The sequence below is a fragment of the Tolypothrix sp. PCC 7712 genome (genome assembly GCF_025860405.1).
Taxonomy (GTDB): Bacteria; Cyanobacteriota; Cyanobacteriia; order Cyanobacteriales; family Nostocaceae; genus Aulosira; species Aulosira diplosiphon.
This window is the reverse complement of the sequence record NZ_CP063787.1, coordinates 120,586-138,500: the sequence shown is the minus strand read 5'-3', so window position 1 is coordinate 138,500 and position 17,915 is coordinate 120,586. Positions and strand designations below refer to the sequence as shown.

General features: G+C 39.7%; 24 protein-coding genes and 1 pseudogene. 17 read left to right on the top strand and 8 right to left on the bottom strand.

From position 1 onward, the window contains the following. Positions 1 to 5: 5 nt before the first annotated feature. Entirely contained in the window at positions 6 to 1,304 is a 1,299-nt protein-coding gene (locus tag HGR01_RS38310; protein WP_045873552.1) for a S8 family peptidase, read from the bottom strand. A 117-nt stretch (positions 1,305 to 1,421) separates the two neighbouring features. Next, on the bottom strand, positions 1,422 to 2,351 hold the full coding sequence (locus HGR01_RS38305; protein ID WP_045873553.1) for an alpha/beta hydrolase: 930 nt from the start codon (positions 2,349 to 2,351) through the stop codon (positions 1,422 to 1,424). 1,009 nt (positions 2,352 to 3,360) lie between these two features. On the opposite strand from HGR01_RS38305, the pseudogene HGR01_RS38300 reads away from it, so the two are divergent. Both HGR01_RS38300 and HGR01_RS38295 read left to right on the top strand, forming a co-directional pair. After that, positions 3,361 to 3,468, top strand: a pseudogene (locus HGR01_RS38300) (HU family DNA-binding protein); the annotation flags it as partial. Between the two features lie 332 nt (positions 3,469 to 3,800). Further along, complete coding sequence (locus HGR01_RS38295; RefSeq protein ID WP_045873555.1) at positions 3,801 to 4,073, top strand: hypothetical protein; 273 nt, start codon at positions 3,801 to 3,803, stop codon at positions 4,071 to 4,073. A gap of 151 nt (positions 4,074 to 4,224) precedes the next feature. Here the strand turns inward: HGR01_RS38295 and HGR01_RS38290 are convergent, their stop codons facing one another. Both HGR01_RS38290 and HGR01_RS38285 read right to left on the bottom strand, forming a co-directional pair. Then, positions 4,225 to 4,602: a clan AA aspartic protease gene (locus HGR01_RS38290; RefSeq protein WP_045873556.1), complete on the bottom strand. Its 378-nt coding sequence runs from the start codon at positions 4,600 to 4,602 to the stop codon at positions 4,225 to 4,227. After that, positions 4,599 to 4,874 (bottom strand): hypothetical protein, encoded by a 276-nt coding sequence (locus HGR01_RS38285; protein ID WP_045873557.1) that lies wholly within the window; start codon positions 4,872 to 4,874, stop codon positions 4,599 to 4,601. The genes HGR01_RS38290 and HGR01_RS38285 overlap by 4 nt, the downstream gene beginning before the upstream one ends. Before the next feature lie 296 nt (positions 4,875 to 5,170). Between HGR01_RS38285 and HGR01_RS38280 the strand changes: the two genes are divergently transcribed. From HGR01_RS38280 to HGR01_RS38255, 6 genes are all read left to right on the top strand, one after another. After that, a complete protein-coding gene (locus HGR01_RS38280; protein WP_045873558.1) occupies positions 5,171 to 5,416 on the top strand; it encodes a hypothetical protein in 246 nt (81 codons plus the stop codon). Between the two features lie 155 nt (positions 5,417 to 5,571). Continuing rightward, positions 5,572 to 5,961 carry a hypothetical protein gene (locus HGR01_RS38275; RefSeq protein ID WP_045873559.1) on the top strand — a complete coding sequence of 130 codons (390 nt, stop codon included), beginning with the start codon at positions 5,572 to 5,574 and terminating at the stop codon, positions 5,959 to 5,961. Positions 5,962 to 6,150: 189 nt separating this feature from the next. After that, entirely contained in the window at positions 6,151 to 6,882 is a 732-nt protein-coding gene (locus HGR01_RS38270) for a hypothetical protein (RefSeq protein ID WP_045873655.1), read from the top strand. 336 nt (positions 6,883 to 7,218) lie between these two features. Further along, the gene (locus HGR01_RS38265; RefSeq protein WP_045873560.1) at positions 7,219 to 7,518 is read left to right on the top strand and encodes a hypothetical protein; all 300 of its coding nucleotides are present in this window, start codon (positions 7,219 to 7,221) and stop codon (positions 7,516 to 7,518) included. Between the two features lie 70 nt (positions 7,519 to 7,588). Next, on the top strand, positions 7,589 to 7,852 hold the full coding sequence (locus HGR01_RS38260) for a hypothetical protein (protein ID WP_045873561.1): 264 nt from the start codon (positions 7,589 to 7,591) through the stop codon (positions 7,850 to 7,852). A 65-nt stretch (positions 7,853 to 7,917) separates the two neighbouring features. Next, the gene (locus HGR01_RS38255; RefSeq protein WP_304412436.1) at positions 7,918 to 8,229 is read left to right on the top strand and encodes a tyrosine-type recombinase/integrase; all 312 of its coding nucleotides are present in this window, start codon (positions 7,918 to 7,920) and stop codon (positions 8,227 to 8,229) included. Positions 8,230 to 8,567: 338 nt separating this feature from the next. Here HGR01_RS38255 and HGR01_RS38250 read toward each other — a convergent pair whose 3' ends face one another. Continuing rightward, positions 8,568 to 8,756, bottom strand: a complete 189-nt coding sequence (locus HGR01_RS38250; RefSeq protein WP_045873562.1) for a hypothetical protein — start codon at positions 8,754 to 8,756, stop codon at positions 8,568 to 8,570. A gap of 453 nt (positions 8,757 to 9,209) precedes the next feature. On the opposite strand from HGR01_RS38250, the gene HGR01_RS38245 reads away from it, so the two are divergent. Both HGR01_RS38245 and HGR01_RS38240 read left to right on the top strand, forming a co-directional pair. Continuing rightward, on the top strand, positions 9,210 to 10,667 hold the full coding sequence (locus HGR01_RS38245) for an ATP-binding protein (RefSeq protein WP_045873563.1): 1,458 nt from the start codon (positions 9,210 to 9,212) through the stop codon (positions 10,665 to 10,667). Next, the gene (locus tag HGR01_RS38240; RefSeq protein ID WP_052335373.1) at positions 10,664 to 11,113 is read left to right on the top strand and encodes a hypothetical protein; all 450 of its coding nucleotides are present in this window, start codon (positions 10,664 to 10,666) and stop codon (positions 11,111 to 11,113) included. Before HGR01_RS38245 ends, HGR01_RS38240 begins: the two co-directional genes overlap by 4 nt. Here the strand turns inward: HGR01_RS38240 and HGR01_RS38235 are convergent. Continuing rightward, positions 11,063 to 12,373, bottom strand: coding sequence for an IS701 family transposase (locus HGR01_RS38235; RefSeq protein ID WP_096621593.1), 1,311 nt, complete (start codon positions 12,371 to 12,373; stop codon positions 11,063 to 11,065). The two genes, HGR01_RS38240 and HGR01_RS38235, sit on opposite strands and share 51 nt — an antisense overlap. Between HGR01_RS38235 and HGR01_RS38230 the strand changes: the two genes are divergently transcribed. Then, on the top strand, positions 12,372 to 13,394 hold the full coding sequence (locus HGR01_RS38230) for a tetratricopeptide repeat protein (protein WP_052335374.1): 1,023 nt from the start codon (positions 12,372 to 12,374) through the stop codon (positions 13,392 to 13,394). The genes HGR01_RS38235 and HGR01_RS38230 overlap by 2 nt on opposite strands. Here HGR01_RS38230 and HGR01_RS38225 read toward each other — a convergent pair. Further along, positions 13,279 to 13,683, bottom strand: coding sequence for a hypothetical protein (locus tag HGR01_RS38225; RefSeq protein WP_155539572.1), 405 nt, complete (start codon positions 13,681 to 13,683; stop codon positions 13,279 to 13,281). The genes HGR01_RS38230 and HGR01_RS38225 overlap by 116 nt on opposite strands. A gap of 442 nt (positions 13,684 to 14,125) precedes the next feature. On the opposite strand from HGR01_RS38225, the gene HGR01_RS38220 reads away from it, so the two are divergent. The 4 genes from HGR01_RS38220 to HGR01_RS38205 all read left to right on the top strand — a co-directional run bounded on the left by HGR01_RS38220 (position 14,126) and on the right by HGR01_RS38205 (position 15,746). Further along, complete coding sequence (locus tag HGR01_RS38220) at positions 14,126 to 14,443, top strand: hypothetical protein (RefSeq protein WP_045873565.1); 318 nt, start codon at positions 14,126 to 14,128, stop codon at positions 14,441 to 14,443. Then, complete coding sequence (locus HGR01_RS38215; protein ID WP_045873566.1) at positions 14,440 to 14,808, top strand: aspartyl protease; 369 nt, start codon at positions 14,440 to 14,442, stop codon at positions 14,806 to 14,808. The genes HGR01_RS38220 and HGR01_RS38215 overlap by 4 nt, the downstream gene beginning before the upstream one ends. Positions 14,809 to 14,910: 102 nt before the next feature. Next, complete coding sequence (locus HGR01_RS38210; RefSeq protein ID WP_155539573.1) at positions 14,911 to 15,132, top strand: hypothetical protein; 222 nt, start codon at positions 14,911 to 14,913, stop codon at positions 15,130 to 15,132. 116 nt (positions 15,133 to 15,248) lie between these two features. Beyond that, the gene (locus HGR01_RS38205; RefSeq protein WP_045873567.1) at positions 15,249 to 15,746 is read left to right on the top strand and encodes a hypothetical protein; all 498 of its coding nucleotides are present in this window, start codon (positions 15,249 to 15,251) and stop codon (positions 15,744 to 15,746) included. A 73-nt stretch (positions 15,747 to 15,819) separates the two neighbouring features. Here HGR01_RS38205 and HGR01_RS38200 read toward each other — a convergent pair whose 3' ends face one another. Next, the gene (locus tag HGR01_RS38200) at positions 15,820 to 16,800 is read right to left on the bottom strand and encodes a hypothetical protein (RefSeq protein WP_063749845.1); all 981 of its coding nucleotides are present in this window, start codon (positions 16,798 to 16,800) and stop codon (positions 15,820 to 15,822) included. Between the two features lie 141 nt (positions 16,801 to 16,941). On the opposite strand from HGR01_RS38200, the gene HGR01_RS38195 reads away from it, so the two are divergent. After that, positions 16,942 to 17,172, top strand: a complete 231-nt coding sequence (locus HGR01_RS38195; RefSeq protein ID WP_045873569.1) for a helix-turn-helix domain-containing protein — start codon at positions 16,942 to 16,944, stop codon at positions 17,170 to 17,172. A gap of 90 nt (positions 17,173 to 17,262) precedes the next feature. Continuing rightward, entirely contained in the window at positions 17,263 to 17,790 is a 528-nt protein-coding gene (locus HGR01_RS38190) for a DUF6155 family protein (protein WP_081584128.1), read from the top strand. The last annotated feature ends 125 nt before the right edge of the window (positions 17,791 to 17,915 follow it).

Genomic DNA, 17,915 nt, shown 5'->3' with positions numbered 1-17,915 from the left:
AACCTCTATGAACTGAGTTTGTAATCGAGGAGTTGTAAAGCATCAATGAGATTCAGCTTGCCAAATCCGGCTCTGCGATGCTTAAACTGGGTACTTATTTTGTCAGATGTATGCTTGAGAATGTGTTTTACCTGCTCATCTGATATAGTTTTCCCTCGCTTTTTCAAGGCATAAGACTTCAATAGCGCTACCGCACCAGCAACAAAGGGTGAGGCATGAGAAGTACCTGTAGAGAAAGAATATTCATTATGCAAATAGGTACTGTAAATATTGGTTCCCGGTGCAACTAGACTCACCTGTTTGCCATAGGTAGAAAATTTTGCGATCGCACCTGTTTCGTCAATGGCTCCCACAGCAATAACGTGAGGCAGCGCACCTGGATAATATAACTGTTCTTGCCCATCATTACCGGAAGCCGCAACAATCGTCACACCCTTTTCTTGAGCATAATTGACAACTTCTTCATGGGGTAAACCACCACCAGTATGGGGAATCCCCAAGCTCATGTTAATTACTTGAACGCCTTGATCTACTGCCCATTTAATCCCTGCATTAATGTTGTCTACTAAGCCTGCACCCACCCGTCTGCCGTTTTTCTCCATCGCACCGAGGACTCGTACAGGTAGGATTTTGCATTTTGGTACAACCCCTACAGGCATTCCCAACCCTTTGCCTCCGATGATGCCAGTTACATGAGTTCCATGCCCTACTTCATCATCAGGAACATCATCTGCACCCAAGAAATCCCCAACAAACTTACCTGCGCCGTCAATAATATCTACAAAGTCATAACCTGGTAAAAGAGAATCTTGATACTCTGGATGAGCAAGATTGATCCCTGTATCTAGAACTGCCACAACAATGTTTGGATCTCCTTGAGTATATTGATGTGCTGCTTCTAGATAAATTGCTTGACGCGATTGCCAATCAGTTTCAGCACTCATTGCAGCTGCTCTTGGAGACGGTAAGGGTACTGAAACTACCTCTCCAATCTTTACCTCTTCCACTATTGGTTGTACAGAGATTTCCTGGATTAATTGTGGAGGAATATTAGTATCCTCTTGCAGAATCAACCTATAGACTCGATTCAATCCATGAATTAACTCTCCCTGATTCCAGGTTTGTCCCGCTGGTTTATATTCTCTAGTTACCCAAATAGGTAGTCTATATTTAGCGAATAGTGTATCAATAACAGAATGAATGGTTGTTATAGCATGAGTTTTATCATCAAGAAAATTTTCCCAATGAGCTAATTCTCTAAGTCCAACATCCTGCTTTAACTTCAGCCTAATATGTTGTTTCATGGTGCTGATTGTTATGATTGATTTCTGCTAATACCTTCGCCAAATACTAAAGTGTTCAGGTAGATACATTTCTCTCATTACTGCTCTTCAATTAAGTAACTCAATCGAGTTAAGCTTCTATACCAGTACAGAGATACTTTTGACATTCTCCAAATGATTGATGGCAAAATGATGAACAGCTTTTATCATTTCCTCAAAACAAGGATTTTTATCGTCACGCAAATTTACGTCGGTTGCCGGAATGTCATCTTGCAATACAACACTTCCATGTTTAACTTTTAAATGCCTTGGTATTATAAATGATTCTTGAATAGAGCAGCGCTCTAGAAAAATCTTAATTGCCTCAAGATTTGCTCTTTCATCAGCTTCAGAATGAGCAGCAAAAACTGGTTGTAAGAGACTGGCTTTTTCAATATTTTTATCAATCTCTCGGATAATTTTTTTTAGCTGAATAGCTCCATGATAATCCATTTTTGCGTAACGGTAAGGATTTTCGCCAACTAAGGAATTATCCCTGATTAAATCCTGGATATCAGCAACTTCATTTGTTATGGGCAGTGTTAATAAAAATTCTTCTAATTCTCCTCCTAAAGTTCCATATTTGCTTGTTAGATCTAATGCGGCTGAAAATAAGAAAACACCTCCAGATATTCCGCCATTTGACTTGAATGCTTTATACACACTTAAAGCACCGCCAGTAGAAAGCCCACCAATGGAAATTTTGTTGCCGTAATTTTTAGCCGCCTCTACAGCATAATTTACATTTTCTTCCCATTGCGCTAAGGTTACGGTTCTCATACCATCGGGTTGTTTAAGTCCGTGACCAGCTAGTAATGGTATGACAACATTAAACCCCATAGCATCATGAAAGTATTGCCCTATCGCTTTCATGAAAAATGGTGAGTCAGTCAGTCCATGAATTAAAACTATTGCATTATCTTTTAGTTCATCGTTCACTATTAAATAGGGTTCGCATCCTTCTCTAATAGCATTTTGCTCAAGTCCAAAATGTTGAAGGTATTCTTCCCATATTCTGATTTCAGACATATCATTCTCCTAATTTTGAAGTTCAAGAAGAGTTTTGTTATACGTTCTACTGCAATCTGCTATAACTGGACTACAAAAATCCTTAGGCAGCATCCAGTTTTGGCAGATAGACTTCTTTACACAACCCATATAAAGGGTTTCTGGCACTCAATAAGGGACTTCCAACTAAAAAAATATACTGTCGCTAGGTTAGCCGAGGGAGCAGAGGGAGAGAAAGAATTTACTCAATATCTTCCCCCCTTGCTGATTGAATAATTTAATTTCTGAAAGTCCCTAATTATGTTTCTTCCAAAAGTGGACGCACCCAATCCTTATTTCTTACAGCATCTTCTAAATTAATGCCAGCAATGCATTGGACAATATTGTTAAGCTCTGAAATTGTTGCAGCTAGAGTCATTGTCCAATGTCTTATAAGATGCAAATGCAAGCATCGCTTTTTAGCTACAGTAAATCAAGAAAAATTGAATAAGAATTTTATAAGAACAATTCATATTCAATAATTCAACTAAAAAACCAATACTAAATGTTTTATATCAAAGCAAAGCTCGGTAAACCAGCGCACTAATTGTTTACCCATAAATGTGTAATTGCGGGAGCAAGAAGAGCGAATCCTCCCAGTATTATTAGAGAATTATATGACTCCGTCTTTTTTCAAAAATTTTTCAATGCCACAGATCACAGCATCTATCTGTGCAATAGTAACTAGAAATTACAGATGATGTAGACTTTCCCTAGAGCACCCTTTCCAAGTAAAAATACTGATGTATTTCATCTATTACTCTCGTATTTGCTTGATGAATAAGTCAAGCAGATTTTACAAGTCGTTATAAATAACTATGTTAAGCGATATAGTTATATAAGAAATTAAGGTAAAAAGCTTATCATATAAAGCTTACAGCTATTTCTCTTTATTAAGTAAGATTACAAGCTGATGAGTATAAGTACCAATTGTTACTAAATAAACCGATCAAAAGTGACACTCATAGGATTTGGATAATTCGAGCGACGCGATCGCTCTTCTCGTGAAAGGCGTAATCCCATAACCAAGAAGAAAATCACTATTCCAGCTAAGGCAGTGCCTGCATTTTCTGCTCTCAGAAGTTCCGCTCAACAGTAGCATCATCTGCACCATAAATGCATTAACTGAACTTCTGCCTATCCAATCACTACGGCTTTGTAGTGAGCGGTGCGATCGCAAAACATAGGCAACGCTAGGTGGAAACCGTGAGTGTTCAACCGTAGATTTTACAGATGGCGTACCACTGGCGCTAGCACAAGTACAATCGCTAGCACTACTCTAACAGCGTAATTGCTCCCTTCAACAGACCGAACAGATTGGCTTGTTTTCACTACTTGTGAAGGACTGTCCAATCACTCACCATAGATGAGACGCACAATTTTTAGCTACATCTGTTTTTCTATTATCAAGCTTTTGACACCAAGATAAAGATGAAACCTATCAAAAAACCGGAACTACTGATTGTCAAAAAGTCTGTTACTTCACAGCCAGCAGTTGAGGAAGTTGTCCCAGTCGAGACAGTCTCTGCTGATGAATCTATCATTCACCAGCAGCCAGATTTGGAGGTAGAAAGCCAATTGACAGAATATGTTCCCTTTTACGCTCCAGTGCAAGATTCTCCAGTTCTCCAGTCTGTGGGCAATACTGGTTGGCAGGTTTCTGACATCTGGCGAGATTTACGTATTGATAACTTTTGTGATTGATATTTTCCCTATGGTTGGTTTGACAAAGATTAGTCCCGGACAAAGAGCGGAAGATATTGAAAGCTAAAAGACTAAGCGGCAACCCAACACTCTCAACTATTGGCGTATTTGAGAACTCATTCCCACTCCCAACGCCAAGCAGTCTCTACTGTTATTTCTTTGCCGGAATTTTTTCTAACGAAACCAAACCATTGTCTACAAAATCTATCTCAAGATGATAACCTTCCAGCATCGCAGTTCCTAGTAAAGGCTTATAACCAGAAGCTAAAACGAGGACTACCTTTTCTACATCATCCCAAACAACAGTTGCAAAATGTATGGCTGATAAGGCTTCACTACCGTCAGCTAATTTTATAGGTGTACTGGAATATAAGGGAAGATTCATTGCACTGATTGCTTGAACTGGTAAAGTCAGATAGCCGTTGAATCCAGTATCAATAACAAAATCTAGGGAAAAATCTGGTTGTCCAGGTAAACGAAAAATTACTGGAGCGATTGCCTTACCATCAACCAATCTTCCTTTCATCATTCAACTGTACGCTCCATAGAAGCACCACCAAAACTAAACGCAACATCGTAACCAATTCGCATGGTAAATAATCTCGCGTTGGGATTTTTCTGCTTTAACATTAATGCAGATTCAACACCACTTTTATCAATTCCATATTCGCCAGTTTCAGCATCAATCACAATCATCTTGCCAATATTATCGCCATGCTCAACCTCTGAGCGAATCCCCTGCTCGTAAAAATTTTTGGCTCTTTGGGCAACTTCCTCTACAGTCCAAAAAATAGCCTGCATAATTACACCTGCTTTTACCCTAATGTTATTCCATATTCTCATTATAGAGATGGGATATCGACCCAGCAAGCAACTTTTACCATAACGCGAGCGTAGATAATTTTGGCAAATGAATTTATAATCATAATTAAACTAATATATTTTAATTTTTCACCCAAAGACACATTAATTTGCGCTATTCCCATCTGGCTCTTATTAACATTAAGTCTTTCTGTTCTAGTGATTATTTCAGCTTTGCTTCTCCCTTATCTGGCTTACGCCTGAAGAGAACTGAAGGTATTCAGAAGCAATCAACCATGATTCAGGCAATAGATTTTGAACAAACATTTGTTACCCATCTTGAAAGCTTCATGGGTAAAGCAGATAAGTTCATCAAGTTTTATTATACGGGTATAAGTGAAGAAACCCATCTAACAGAAATAATGCTGGCGGTGAAAAATCTCGCACTTGATGCAGACTTACAACAGCTAGAAGCTGAGTATCAAATATGTAGCGAAAGAAAAGATTTAATGGCTGACTGCGATGATTCAGCTTGGTGGTAATCTGTTTCAATTGTGGGCGGAAATTCTTCACAAGATTAAGTTGAATTTAGTAAGTCGAAAGTCGGAATTTTCAAAATACTTCTTACTTTCAATTTGCTACTTCTGAAAATATATTGGCTTACGCCATTTGGTTAATGAAGTTTACGGAACAATTTATGCCGTCACGCAAATCTTCTACTCCTACCATTCAACCAATAGATGGTTCAATATTAGGTGAATATGCCGTGAGCAATTACTCCGAGCGTGTTTACTCAAAAGTTTACTATTCTATCCGTTCTCTTTGTGGACTTGTTGCCAAACGCTCTCTCAAAGAAACTTTTGATTGGGATGAATTTAAAGAACGCTTTACTACTGATTTTGGTAATGTTGAAGAAAAGCGATACACTCTAGAGCAATTACTAGAATATGCAAATCGCAAATTTGGTAAAAGCCTTGAAGATTTGATAGTTCAAAATCAAATATCTTGGCAACGTAGACAAGAATATGCCGAGCGCAATCAGATGCATTACCAATCAGAGACGATTGAAGATAGCACTCACTACTAATCACAATAATCCATATTAGCAATTTCAAATCCTCCAGTATCATTCCCGACTGGAGGATTTTTATTAAAAGCGATTTATCTCCTCAACTCATCGCTTTTAATCAGTAAACTTTTGTGGCTATCTGTCTACGGAATTACTCGCTTCACAACTTGCCAACTCATCAATATTCAACTATCTGCTGTTATCAATATGCTACAAAACAGCTATATTGTTTGGTCAGGAGCTTCTTTAATTGATGGTTCTGCGATCGCCCTGATTTTGACGGGATTTGTTTACCCTACATCGAATCGCAAAACTGGAAGATTGATTCAATCTTGGATTTTGCAGCAAGAATTCGTGCCAACGTCAGCAGCAAGAAATGGTTTAGACCAGGGAATTTGTGGGAACTGTCCCTTGAAATTGAGTCAGAGCGGTAGCTGCTACGTTAATCTATTACCTGTTAATAATATCTACCGCAAATACAAAGCTGGTACTTATCCCAAACTGGGTACAAATGAAATAGAAGTTTTGAAACGATATCGCTATCCAGTGAGAATTGGCTCTTATGGAGACCCAACAGCAGTACCGTTTGAGGTTTGGGAGCCAATCATTTTAGCATCGAAAAAATACACTGGTTACACGCACCAATGGCGAGTGTGCGATCGCCGTTGGCAGAAATATTTAATGGCTTCGGTGCAAAGCCAAGCTGAAGCGGAGTTAGCACAAATTCAGGGTTGGAGGACTTTCAGAATCATCGCTCCTGATGCTCCTTTGAGCCAAGGCGAAGTTCTGTGCCGTCATACCGAAGATGACAGAATTCAATGCGAGACTTGCTTATTATGCGACGGTGCATCCTCAAAACCGAATGTAGTCGATCCCGTTCACGGTTTAAACTGGAAAATCTCGAATTTTCTTAAATACACCGAATCAGTATCAATTTAATTGCAGGAACTCTTATCTGTCTTCTCAAAATCATCAGACCCAGGAGTCAGAATTCAGGAGTTAGAAGAGTTAAATAATTAGGAAAAGACAAGTTCCAAAATATACTGGATTCCTTCTCAATACTGCTCGGTTAAGGATTTTCAACTTGGAATTTGGTTTGGGGAAAAGGTGAAAGGGTAAGGGTTCAAGGTTTTTTCTTTCCCCTTTTCCCCTTCCCCTTTTGCCCTTAACCGACAAGTATTGGATTCCTTCTTAATTCTGACTCCTGACTCCTGGATGCTGAATCCTTACAGCCTTACGGCAAGAGAATTTAGAACAGAATGTAAGGTGCTATCAATGGCAGAAGTATTAGATAAACCACAATTTCAAATATTCACTCACATAAAAACGGGAGCAAAAGTAGGAAGAATTTATTTTCCAGCTTTGTTTCTGGCTGAGTTTCACGCAACTGTATACCAATGGTTGCAAAGGCAAGAAATTATTTTCAATGAAAAAGACATCAAACAATATGGTGATGGCTCATTTCGACTTTATTTTAGAACTAATAATTCACTTGAAAGCGAATATTTTCAGTTAGTAAATCCACTCACAACTCAAAAGCATCAGAGTTATTTTGAAAATAACTTTCCTGATTAAACCTTGGTATAGACAAAGAAATTAAGTGCAACGCAAATTTAGTAAACCCCGAATGCAGGAGAAATATTCTATGCAATCAAACTATCGAAGCTTTCTGGGAAATCCTAACATCCAAATTCCACCTCTTGCTAACTTTCAAACAAATTACCCAGCAAAGCTAGAACGAGAAACAATTAAGCATACGCTGATTGGCTCCAGCCAAGCTGTAATGGCAACAATTCGTATTTTGCATCAACTCGGTTATGCAGATATAGGTAATTGGAGTCCCTTATTACCAACGAACAATCCTGGGGAAGTGATGAGCATTTTAATTCGGTCAATTAATGTGCATTAGTCAGAATTATTCCCCTAGTCCCCAGTCCCTACTCTAGGAGAGCGATTTTTTCGGGGGAGATGGGAATGGCAATGCGGGAAGATGACCCAATGACCAATTCTGAGCAACTTGTTATCTACCAGCTTCATATTTTTATTTTGGGCATCAGTCCCATGATTTGGCGTAGAGTCTATATTTTCCAGTCTTCTCGACGTGGCCCGTTGGCGCATGATACGATCGCCGGCATTGTTGAGCGATCTGGTGAATTAGCTGGTTTACCTTTAAGAGTTCATGCTCATATGCTGCGGCATGGAACAGGTTATTATTTGGCGAATCGAGGCATTGATATCCGAACAATTCAGAGTTATTTGGGGCATAAAAATATTCAGCATAAGTAGCTCAGTGTTAAAAATTATTGCTATGACAAGGCAGGAGGCAGGTGGCAGAAGGCAGGAGGGAAGAGGGTTATAGCTTTGTTTACTTTTCTTAACTTAGTTTTGTTTTTTCCCACCGACTTACTTACTGTTCGTTACACCGAACTTAGATCTACAAAATTTCAAAGGCTTTGGGATGATTAATATTTAAATCCCTTGGTTAATTTTTGCCCATCTCCCCCCGAAAAAATCGCTCTCCATTAACTAATACAATGCCTTCAAAAAAGTAAAGTAGGGCAGGCATCTTACCCTACACTTTAAACACGAGGTTAGCGACTATGATTGAGAACCCTACTTTTGGATTACACTTGCTTTTTAATCAATGGAGTTAGAGTCTGAATTAATAAGGCAAATGCACGAATTAAGATAGCTATTGCCAAGATTGTTTCAGTTCCCCAATACTGAGGGGAGGGTATATTTGGTTCTACATCAGTTGGTACAATAATGGTTGGTTTGCTCGTTTGGATTGAATGTTCAAGTCGAGATTGCATGGTATTTCTCCCGTGAGGATTTTTGGTTTGGTATAAGGAGAAGGTTGTTAGCGCTAACTTCGCTTTCCACACTTTTAGAATGCCGTACCCAAACGGGCGAAAAATCTCCTATTTCGGCTCATCTTGGGCAAGCTATCAAAAGTGAGCCAAAATTGAACCTCAAAATCACTCCTGTAAAGTATATGTATCCGATGGGCACAACAATCCGAAAAACTGCAACTTAGATCAGTAGTTACTTAGCGGGACTTAAACATTTTTGAGGCATAAACAAGCCTCAAATTCATACAGGGCAAGGAAAATACGCTAAAGCCTCAAAAATGCTTGAAACCCAGATATATCAAGAAACTAGGCAAATCGATGTCAAAGTCTCTCTATATATACATTTGAGGGTTTTTTATGGCTACTTTTTGTCTAAGTCCCATTAGGAATGTGTATACAAGCGAGAAGCACCCTATGGCGGTTACTCTTAAAGCATCAAAACAAGGTTTAGAAACAGTTGATCAAGCAAGAAGAAAGAAAAGATGGAGCGCAACAGCAGCTTCTTGGTGTGACGCTGCTAAGACTTCAGTTGCAACCCTGAAAAGGTTTAGGCGAGGGAGACCAATTGATGGAGATGTATTTGTTGCTATTTGTAAAGCTGTCGGGATAGATAACTGGGAAGCCATTGTCGATGACACCCCAACTCTCCAAGATTCCAGACCAGAGTTTTTTGCCTTTGATGATGCTTGGGTAGGTCGAGAGCAGCTAGTTAACGAACTAAGTACAAAGCTTCGTGGGTCGTGTCGTCTTTTGCTAATGCTGGGACTCACGGGCATTGGTAAAACTGCGTTAGCAGAAAAATTGGCAGTAGAAATGCAAGACTGGTTCGGTGGCGACTGGAAGAACAGATTCAAGCGAGCTAATTTTGACTACCAAGACAAATCTACAGACTTTGCCAGTGTCGCTGCTAGGTGGCTAGAGGAGTGGGAAGAGAAAGTTCCAACAGAGGATAATAAGCCAGAAAAATTGTTGCAGAGATTAGTAAAACATCTGCGCGAAAATCAGGTACTTGTGTTGATTGATTCTTTGGAGAAACTGCTGACAGGAAATGAAGAAGACGGCTGGAGTGATTTTGTAGACGAGTGGTGGGAAAAATTTTTTCTGAGCTTATTGTCAGCAGAATCCTGTCAAAGTCGGTTAATCGTCACTTCACAAGATTTACCAGTTAAGTTAGTAGACTCTCGGTACAAAAATTTCTGGCATCGCCAAGTTTTATATGGATTAGACGAAGCTGAGCAGGAGGCATTGTTTGAGATAACTGGGCTAGATGTCAGTGAGGAGTCACCAGATCGCCCTCTACTGATGCGACTTGGGAAAACTTACAAGGGTCATCCCCTAGTTTTACGAGTGATAATTGGGGAAATTTGTGAGTCTTTCAATGGGAATGTCCAGGCTTACTGGAATGATATCAGCAGCAAGATAGAAGAGGTAGAAAATGCTCTAGCAGAAGCAGAGGCGGATGCTAAGAAAATAGTGGGAGCAGACGACGATTGGAAATTACATAAGCTGACCCGAAAAGTACGATTAGAGGTCAATAAGCAACGACTAAAAGCTGTCTTTGAGCGTTTGGAAAGTCAGGTTAAGGATGCGTACATTTTGATTTGTGCTGCTTCAGTATATCGTGCTCCAGTGCAAGAAGAAGGGTGGTTGATGCAGTTGGCTAACTTGGTGAAGCGTTTAGAACATCAGCAGTGTAGCAGGGAGCGCCAAGAGAGAGCATTAGAAGAGCTATGCTATCGGTTCTTGGCTGAGGAATCAGTTAACCACAATAATAAGCGTGTCCTGGGACAACACAATTTAGTTCGCAGTGTGGCACTAGAACGCCATAAACAGTTGGTACAACGCTTGAAGAATGAGGCGAAATCAGCATGACAAGTAATTCGCAAACACCTGGTCAACTACTCTTTGCCAAATTGGAAATAAATTTGGATGAAATTCCGATTGAGCAACTAGCGGATTACACAGCAGTAGAATACTACCTGACAGTTGAGGATGAGCCACCACCAAATGCTACTAATCTAGAGAAGGTGCGCCACTACCTAGAAGCGTTTCACCATCTGTGCGAGGTAAAGGATTGGAATTCTGCGAAGACCATTCTGTTGGATCGGCAAATTGGATCGCAGCTTCAAACCTGGAGCAAATATCGGGAGATGATGAATTGTTATCAGAGGCTAATTGGGCATTTAAATGCCCTAGACGAGGTGACTTGCAACAGAGGATTGGGTAATGCCTATTTCTTTCTATGTATCTATCCCTCTTTTGTCACTCTAGGCAGAGGAAAAGTAGAAATCAGGGTGAATCAGGGATATAAAAATTGAACTGGTGAGGCTATAAATAATAGATTGAAGTTTAAAAAAACCCAAAGCTAATTGAGGAATAGGAAAAACCGTTAACCAGGGATATATCAGATTAAATAAAGTAAAAGGTTGAATAATCAAACGAAGATTGTTAAGAATGTTCTTCCAGCCATTTCCATTATCCCACCAAGGATGTGAAACAAATTTTGACTCTCGTTGTGATGGAGACTGAAACAGTTGCTCCGAATGCAGACTAACCATTAAATAAGCACTGCAAATAATTTCCCACCATCGCTCAATATCTGGGTAGTGAGTCAGGCGAAAATCTGACCAACCTAATTCATTCTTACTTTGTTTTAACCCGTACTCGACCCAAGTTCTTAAACCGTAAAAATTTCCAACTTCTCTTGGCGTAATGTCTGGATATTTACTCATCACATACCAAGTAGTGTTATCAGGCAAATTTTCTGGATCTGTAGTAATTTGCCAATATCTAAGTTCTCCACGTTTTCCCGGAATAATTTCTCTAATAAATCGATTTTCCCGACTCAAGTCAGAGAATACCCTTTGAAACTTCTGCCACTTTAAATATTGAATATGTTGTCGTGGAAGTATTTCTACATAATGATTTGACCGAATCGCTACTATATAGTTCAAGTTTAGTTCATCTAATACAGATATGAAATTCTTACCACTCTCTCCATATAAGCTATCTGCAAGTACTAAGTTGAATTTAAAACCCATTGATTGTAGCTTTTTTATCAGTATTGCTGCTATTTCTGGTTTAGTGCGGTACTTATCTCCTGCCTGTAATCTTTCCCTGGGTTTATACACTTCAAACAGTAATGGAAATGTCATCCCACAGAAAACACCATATACTGTCACTGCCACAATTCCATTATCTGTTTTTCCCAAATTTCCTATATACTGCCGTTTCACATAATCTGTCTTGCTCCCTTTCTTTTTATCCCCTGTCTCATCAATAATTAAAATGATTGGTCTACCTTTTAGCACTTGTAAAATTAACTCTAACCTTAAGGTTCTTAACTTTTCTATATCCCAAGGTGATGTAGTTAGAAAATGATGCAACCCTTGCTGGTTATCTAATCCTACGATTTTTGCTATTTCTGGCAATGTTTTACGTTTTAGATCAGAAATGCAGCCTACATGGAGATATTTAAAAGCCTCGAAACTCCTAACATCTGGAAACAGACTTTTATACCACTGGCAATATTCGTCCACAAATTTGACTGTTGGTGCGGCTGGACGGGGCTGTACCATGCTCTGTGTCTTGGTTCTAGCATTTTTACCTTATTATACTACTGCCAGAGTGACAAAACAGGGCTATTCACAAGCAATTCATTACTATGAACAAAGTTTGAGTTTGTCCTGTGAAAATGGCGATCGCCAGGGTGAAGGCACTGCATTAGGCTGTTTGGGTAATACTTACTTTAGCCTTGGGCAATATCAGCGGGCAATCGACTTCTATCAGCAATGGCAAACGATAGCGAAAGAAGTTGAAGATCGCCAAGGTGAAAGCATGGCCGTAGGCAATCTGGGGAATGTTTACTTTAGCTTTGGGAAGTATCAGCAGGCAATCGATTTCTATCTACAACACCTAACCATTGCGCGAGAAATTAACGATCACCAGGGTGAAGGACGTGCCTTGGGTGGTTTGGGGAATGCTTACCTTAGCCTTGGAGAGTATCACCGGGCAATCGACTTCTATCAGCAATGGCAAACGATGGCGAAGGAAATTAATAATCGCCAGGATGAAGGCGGTGCTCTAGGCAATTTGGGACTTGCTCACTACAGTCTTGGAGAGTATCAGCAGGCGCTCGAATGCCATCGGCAACACCTAACGATAATGCGGGAAATTGGTGATCGCCACAGTGAAGGTCTTGCTCTAGGCAATTTGGGACTTGCTCACTACAGTCTTGGAGAGTATCAGCAGGCACTCGAATGCCATCAACAAAACCTAATCATTGCACAGGAGATTGGTAATCGCCGAAGTGAAGGCGCTGCCCTGGGTAATCTGGGAACGACTCAACTCAAACTGAAACAGTATCCAGAGGCATTAACTCATAATCAGGCGGCATTAAGGATTTTTCGAGATATTGACGATCGCTCTGGTGAAGCAGAGGTACTCAAAAATTTGGCAGACATCCATCAAGCCCTAGGTGAGGTTAAGGTAGCACAGAAATATTGCCAGCAGGCATTGGCACTGGCAGCGGAGTTGGGCATTCCATTGCAAGCGGAGTGCCAGAAGCTAAAGGAAGCAATCGATAGTAGCTGTCAGTGACATTCTCTGGAGCAATATCCGATTCACGATTGAAGGCAACAACGAGATTATGAATTGTGTCAAATTCGCCAGGTAATATCGCATAGCCATAAAATTGATCGCCACGGGCATGAAGTTTCGCAACATGATCATGAATCTCTGATTTGATGGCATCAACGAGTTCATGATCATCGCGGTCAAGCCACGCTTGTAGGTCAGTTTTTGTCATCAGAAATACTGGTTTCTTTGGAACCAAGGGTCTAACTTGGCGATCGCTCATTAGTAAGATTTGGGAACCAATGGTTCCCATTTGGGATTTTATAATTAAAAATAGACAATAAATTTGTGACTTGAAGAAGATTTTGGACAGGTTGTCCATCTTTACCTGACAAAAACGTCCAAAAAATAATATAAAGGAAAACTAAACTGTTAAAATTATATGCCTGTATGCAAGTTAAAGGTTAAAGGTTTTGGTAATAGCGATGCCTTCGGCGGCAAGCTACGCTAAAGTTTGTAAGAAATCCCACAAGTTAGGGGAACAGTTGGCATCTGAGTAGTATTTATATAGATTTGCGTCCATGTTCTTCTTCCATTTTTGTTATTATGTCCATTTTCTTTATCCAAAAAAAGCGATCGCTTGATTAATGCCTTAACGAAGTTATAAGTATTTCCGCTTACAACTTGTCCAACTTCTGCTTCCAAAACTTTCCAAAATCTTCTTAAAATCACAAAATTTTCATGAGGTCAAAAATATGACACACTCTTCACCCGAAAGAATTGTCAGACGTGGGAGAGTATTTCCGGAAATTCAATGGACAGAAGCACAAAAAGCTCAAGAAAAATCCAGAAGACAGGCATTTTATGAGCGTTGTTGGGTAATTTTTGAGCGTTTAAAACCAGAAATACTAGATAAATACTATGGTTGGTATATTGCCATTGAACCTGATAGTGGGGATTATTTTATTGATCGGGATCAAGAGGTAGCAAGTAAAATGGCCAGAGAAAAATATCCTCATGTGATTCATCATATTTTTGGCATTAACGAAACCGGAGTTAGTGGCAGAATATGATTGAGGGGAGATTTGGAGATAAAGGTCAAGTTTACTTTGAAATTGATTTAATTGGAGGGGATGACTTCAGTTTTCCTATAGAAACAATGTTAGATACAGGATTCACTGAATTTTTAGCTATGAACAAACAAGATGTCCAAAGTCTTGATTGGTCTTTTTTGCGTCAAAATAAATTAAGAACTGCTCAAGGAGAAACTGAATTTGATGTTTATATTGGTAGGGTAATAATAGATGCTCAAGAGTGGGAAATTCCTGTATTTGCTGGAGATGAAATTCAGGAAATTTTACTAGGTTCTCGATGGCTGAAATTATTTATATTAGTCGCTAATTATAGCCAAAATATAGTAAGTTTAGAGTTAATTTAATTCATATGCAACTAATTGGTGCAATGGTGAAATACCAATGGTTGCTTTTTAACGCTTACGCGCTGCTGAGGGATGAAATTTAAATAGGAATTAGTCAATAAAATGTCCTATATCACCACAGACATCGACCGTGAAATTGACTTTTTGATGCAGGAGCGCGATAGGTTAACACTATATTGGTTTGAGTTAGGCGAGGCAGACCGTACCTGTAATTTACCACCATCGTATTCACAAAATTACTGGTATCTACTTGGATGGCATGACAGAGACTACCAGATAGAAATCGCCTTTCAACCGCAATTCTCAACTTTTGAGCATTTCTAGAATCAGTAACACCTCTAGCTTGTAGCTGGGGGTGTTGAAATATCTGCAACTCCTATGGGGAAAGAACTATAAAAAGCCAGCACACACTTCACGCAATTTTACTGGAGACACGGAAAATGGAAGATATTCAAGATTTTTTGAAAAATGCGATTTTGGCGATCGCCACCATATATGCAACCCTGATGATACTTGATTTGTTTACAGGTTTAGTAAAACTTTGGAATGCTTGCGGTCAGCGACAAAACAACACGGCATACCAAGTAAACGACGAGGAAGTGGCAGACAAACCTACTTCGCAACCTTCTAATAAACCTGTAAATAATCCAGAATCTCTATCAATTGTGGTAGCTGACAGCACCGCGCCAAGCATAACAGATAATATTGACACTGAATCCCTAACGCTTTTAATAGAAAAACTGCCCCAGCCTCGCATTCGTACCGCAGCCCGACGTTTAGGGATTGCAGACAAGGTGAATGGTCATTACCAGCGATTGGCGATTCTGCGAACACATCTGAAAGCCAAGTTGACATCCCAGCCCACGGAAGTAGCACGGGTACTGAGTGAATTGACGCTACAAACTTCCACTAGCAAAGGAAAAGTTCTTGCTGGCTAAATAGGTAGGCACTCAGCACTATTTTATAGAAAGCAACGACACAGCCAATATTTGCATCGGGTAACTTTTATTTCTAACGGAGTCCGTACTCTTGTTCCACATCAGCCAGCAATTTTTCTTGTAACGGCGAAAGGTACGGTAGTGGTTGTTTCCCTAACCCTAAGCAAAGCCAATCTACTGCAATATCTCGGTTTTCAATTTCATGCAGCCGCCGCAGTCGCGCACACAGTTGTTGCATAAATTGGCAGTCATTGTCTAACAGTTCTAGGGACTTGAGATGTTCTATTTTCACGGTATACTCAGCATCCCAAGTCTCAAGAGTGCAACTATAATCCCCAACATGAGTGATGACACCCCAACAACCACTCCTGCCTTTCAGTTCTGGGTTATCTTTGGGCAGTAGAGTACATACTTCCCCAAGGCGGTAAGGATTCGGCACTTTGGTTCTTTCCCGAATTTTGTCCACAATATCCTGAACAATACGACCAGAGGGAATTTTACCACCAGCAAGTTCTACTGCCTTTTGCCAAGCTTGACGTTGTTGTTCCGGTTCTAAGGGAACCAAAGGTCTGACTTGGCGTTCGCTCGTTGGTAAGATTTGGGAACCATTGGTTCCCGTTTCATCTGAATTCTCGATTTGGGAACCATTGGTTCCCATTTCATCTAAGTTCTCAACTTGGGAACCATTGGTTCCCGTTTTATCTGAATTTTCAATTTGGGAACCATTGGTTCCCATGAGATTGTCAACCACCAATGAACCAGCTATCAAGTAGTTCACATGGCGATGAGTGAAGCCAAACCGGGAACGGCAGTAATCTTCAAATGTTGCGTGAGTCGAACGGTACAAACGTCTATCTCGTAGTGCTTTCAATGCTTTAGCAGCTGCGTAAAATGCTCGTTCAACTTGCCTTTCTAAAAATATGCGATCGCTCCACTCTTCTGTGGTAAGTTCGGAGCTACTAACTACTTCAACTGGTGTAGTCTGGTTGGCTTCTAAGTCGCTCTTGGGGGGCAGCAGGTTCCTCTCACTGGAGATGTTGGACATCTCGCTCATACTTCTACCCCCCTATCTTCAAAGAAAAGTCGCTATCGTTTGATATCTTTGATACCTTACCATAAACCATAAACTTATGGTTTATGATTTCAGATAAACTGACAATTTATAGTTGAGGAGAGTTGAAGGGTTAAGGCATCAATGAAAGTTAGAAGAACGATAGATGTAGAAATCCCCAGTCTGGGAAAGAGAATTAGACAAGCAAGAGAAGCCGATAAGCGCTCTTTAGCTGAAATCTGCCGTCAAATTCCCATGACAACTATGAATTGGTACAAAATAGAAGCTGAAGAAACAAAAGCTTTGCCAATCGAAACTTTACGGCGCATAGAAGAGGTATTAGGAGTTAATTTTAGTATCAACTTTGATGAATAACCCAGAATTAATTTTTTCAAATTCACGCTTATGAGTGAGTTAATTATTTGTAGAATCTGTCAATTCTCATGAACCTGACTGATGCATAAAATGACACAGCAAAAAATAAATCTCACCCATCTCAAACAATATCTCAAAAGTTGTTCTCAAGAAGAATTGATTTTGGACATTGCCGAACTCTTTAAGAAGTTCCCATCAGTGAAAGATTATTACCAAATTAAGCTCTATCCCCAAGAAGATAAAGAAATTGCTACTAAGTACAAAAAAATTATTGAATCGGAGTTTTTTCCCACTCGCGGATTGGGTAAGGCTAGACTTTCTGTGGCTAAAAAAGCTATTTCTGACTACAAAAAAATCTGTAAAACCGATGCTGCTCTGATTGATGTCATGCTTTTTTATGTAGAGCAAGGAGTCAAATTTACCAAGGCTTATGGGGATATTGATGAGCCTTTCTATCTCAGTATAGAAGGGGTATATGAGCAGGCTGTAGGAATTATTATCAAATCCAATTTACAAGATATCTTTCAACAGCGTTGTCGAAAGATTATGGAAAATACATCAAGAATGGGATGGGGATTTCATGATACTTTGACTGAAGTATATCAAGAGGCTTTTTGAAACTTTATTACTAATTGTTCTTATAAAAATTATTCTTTATAAGTCTATTTGCAATTAATGCTGGCTCAGAATGTCCTTATTGTAGGTCGGAGCGTTACTTATTGCTAACTCCTCAATTATGGAGC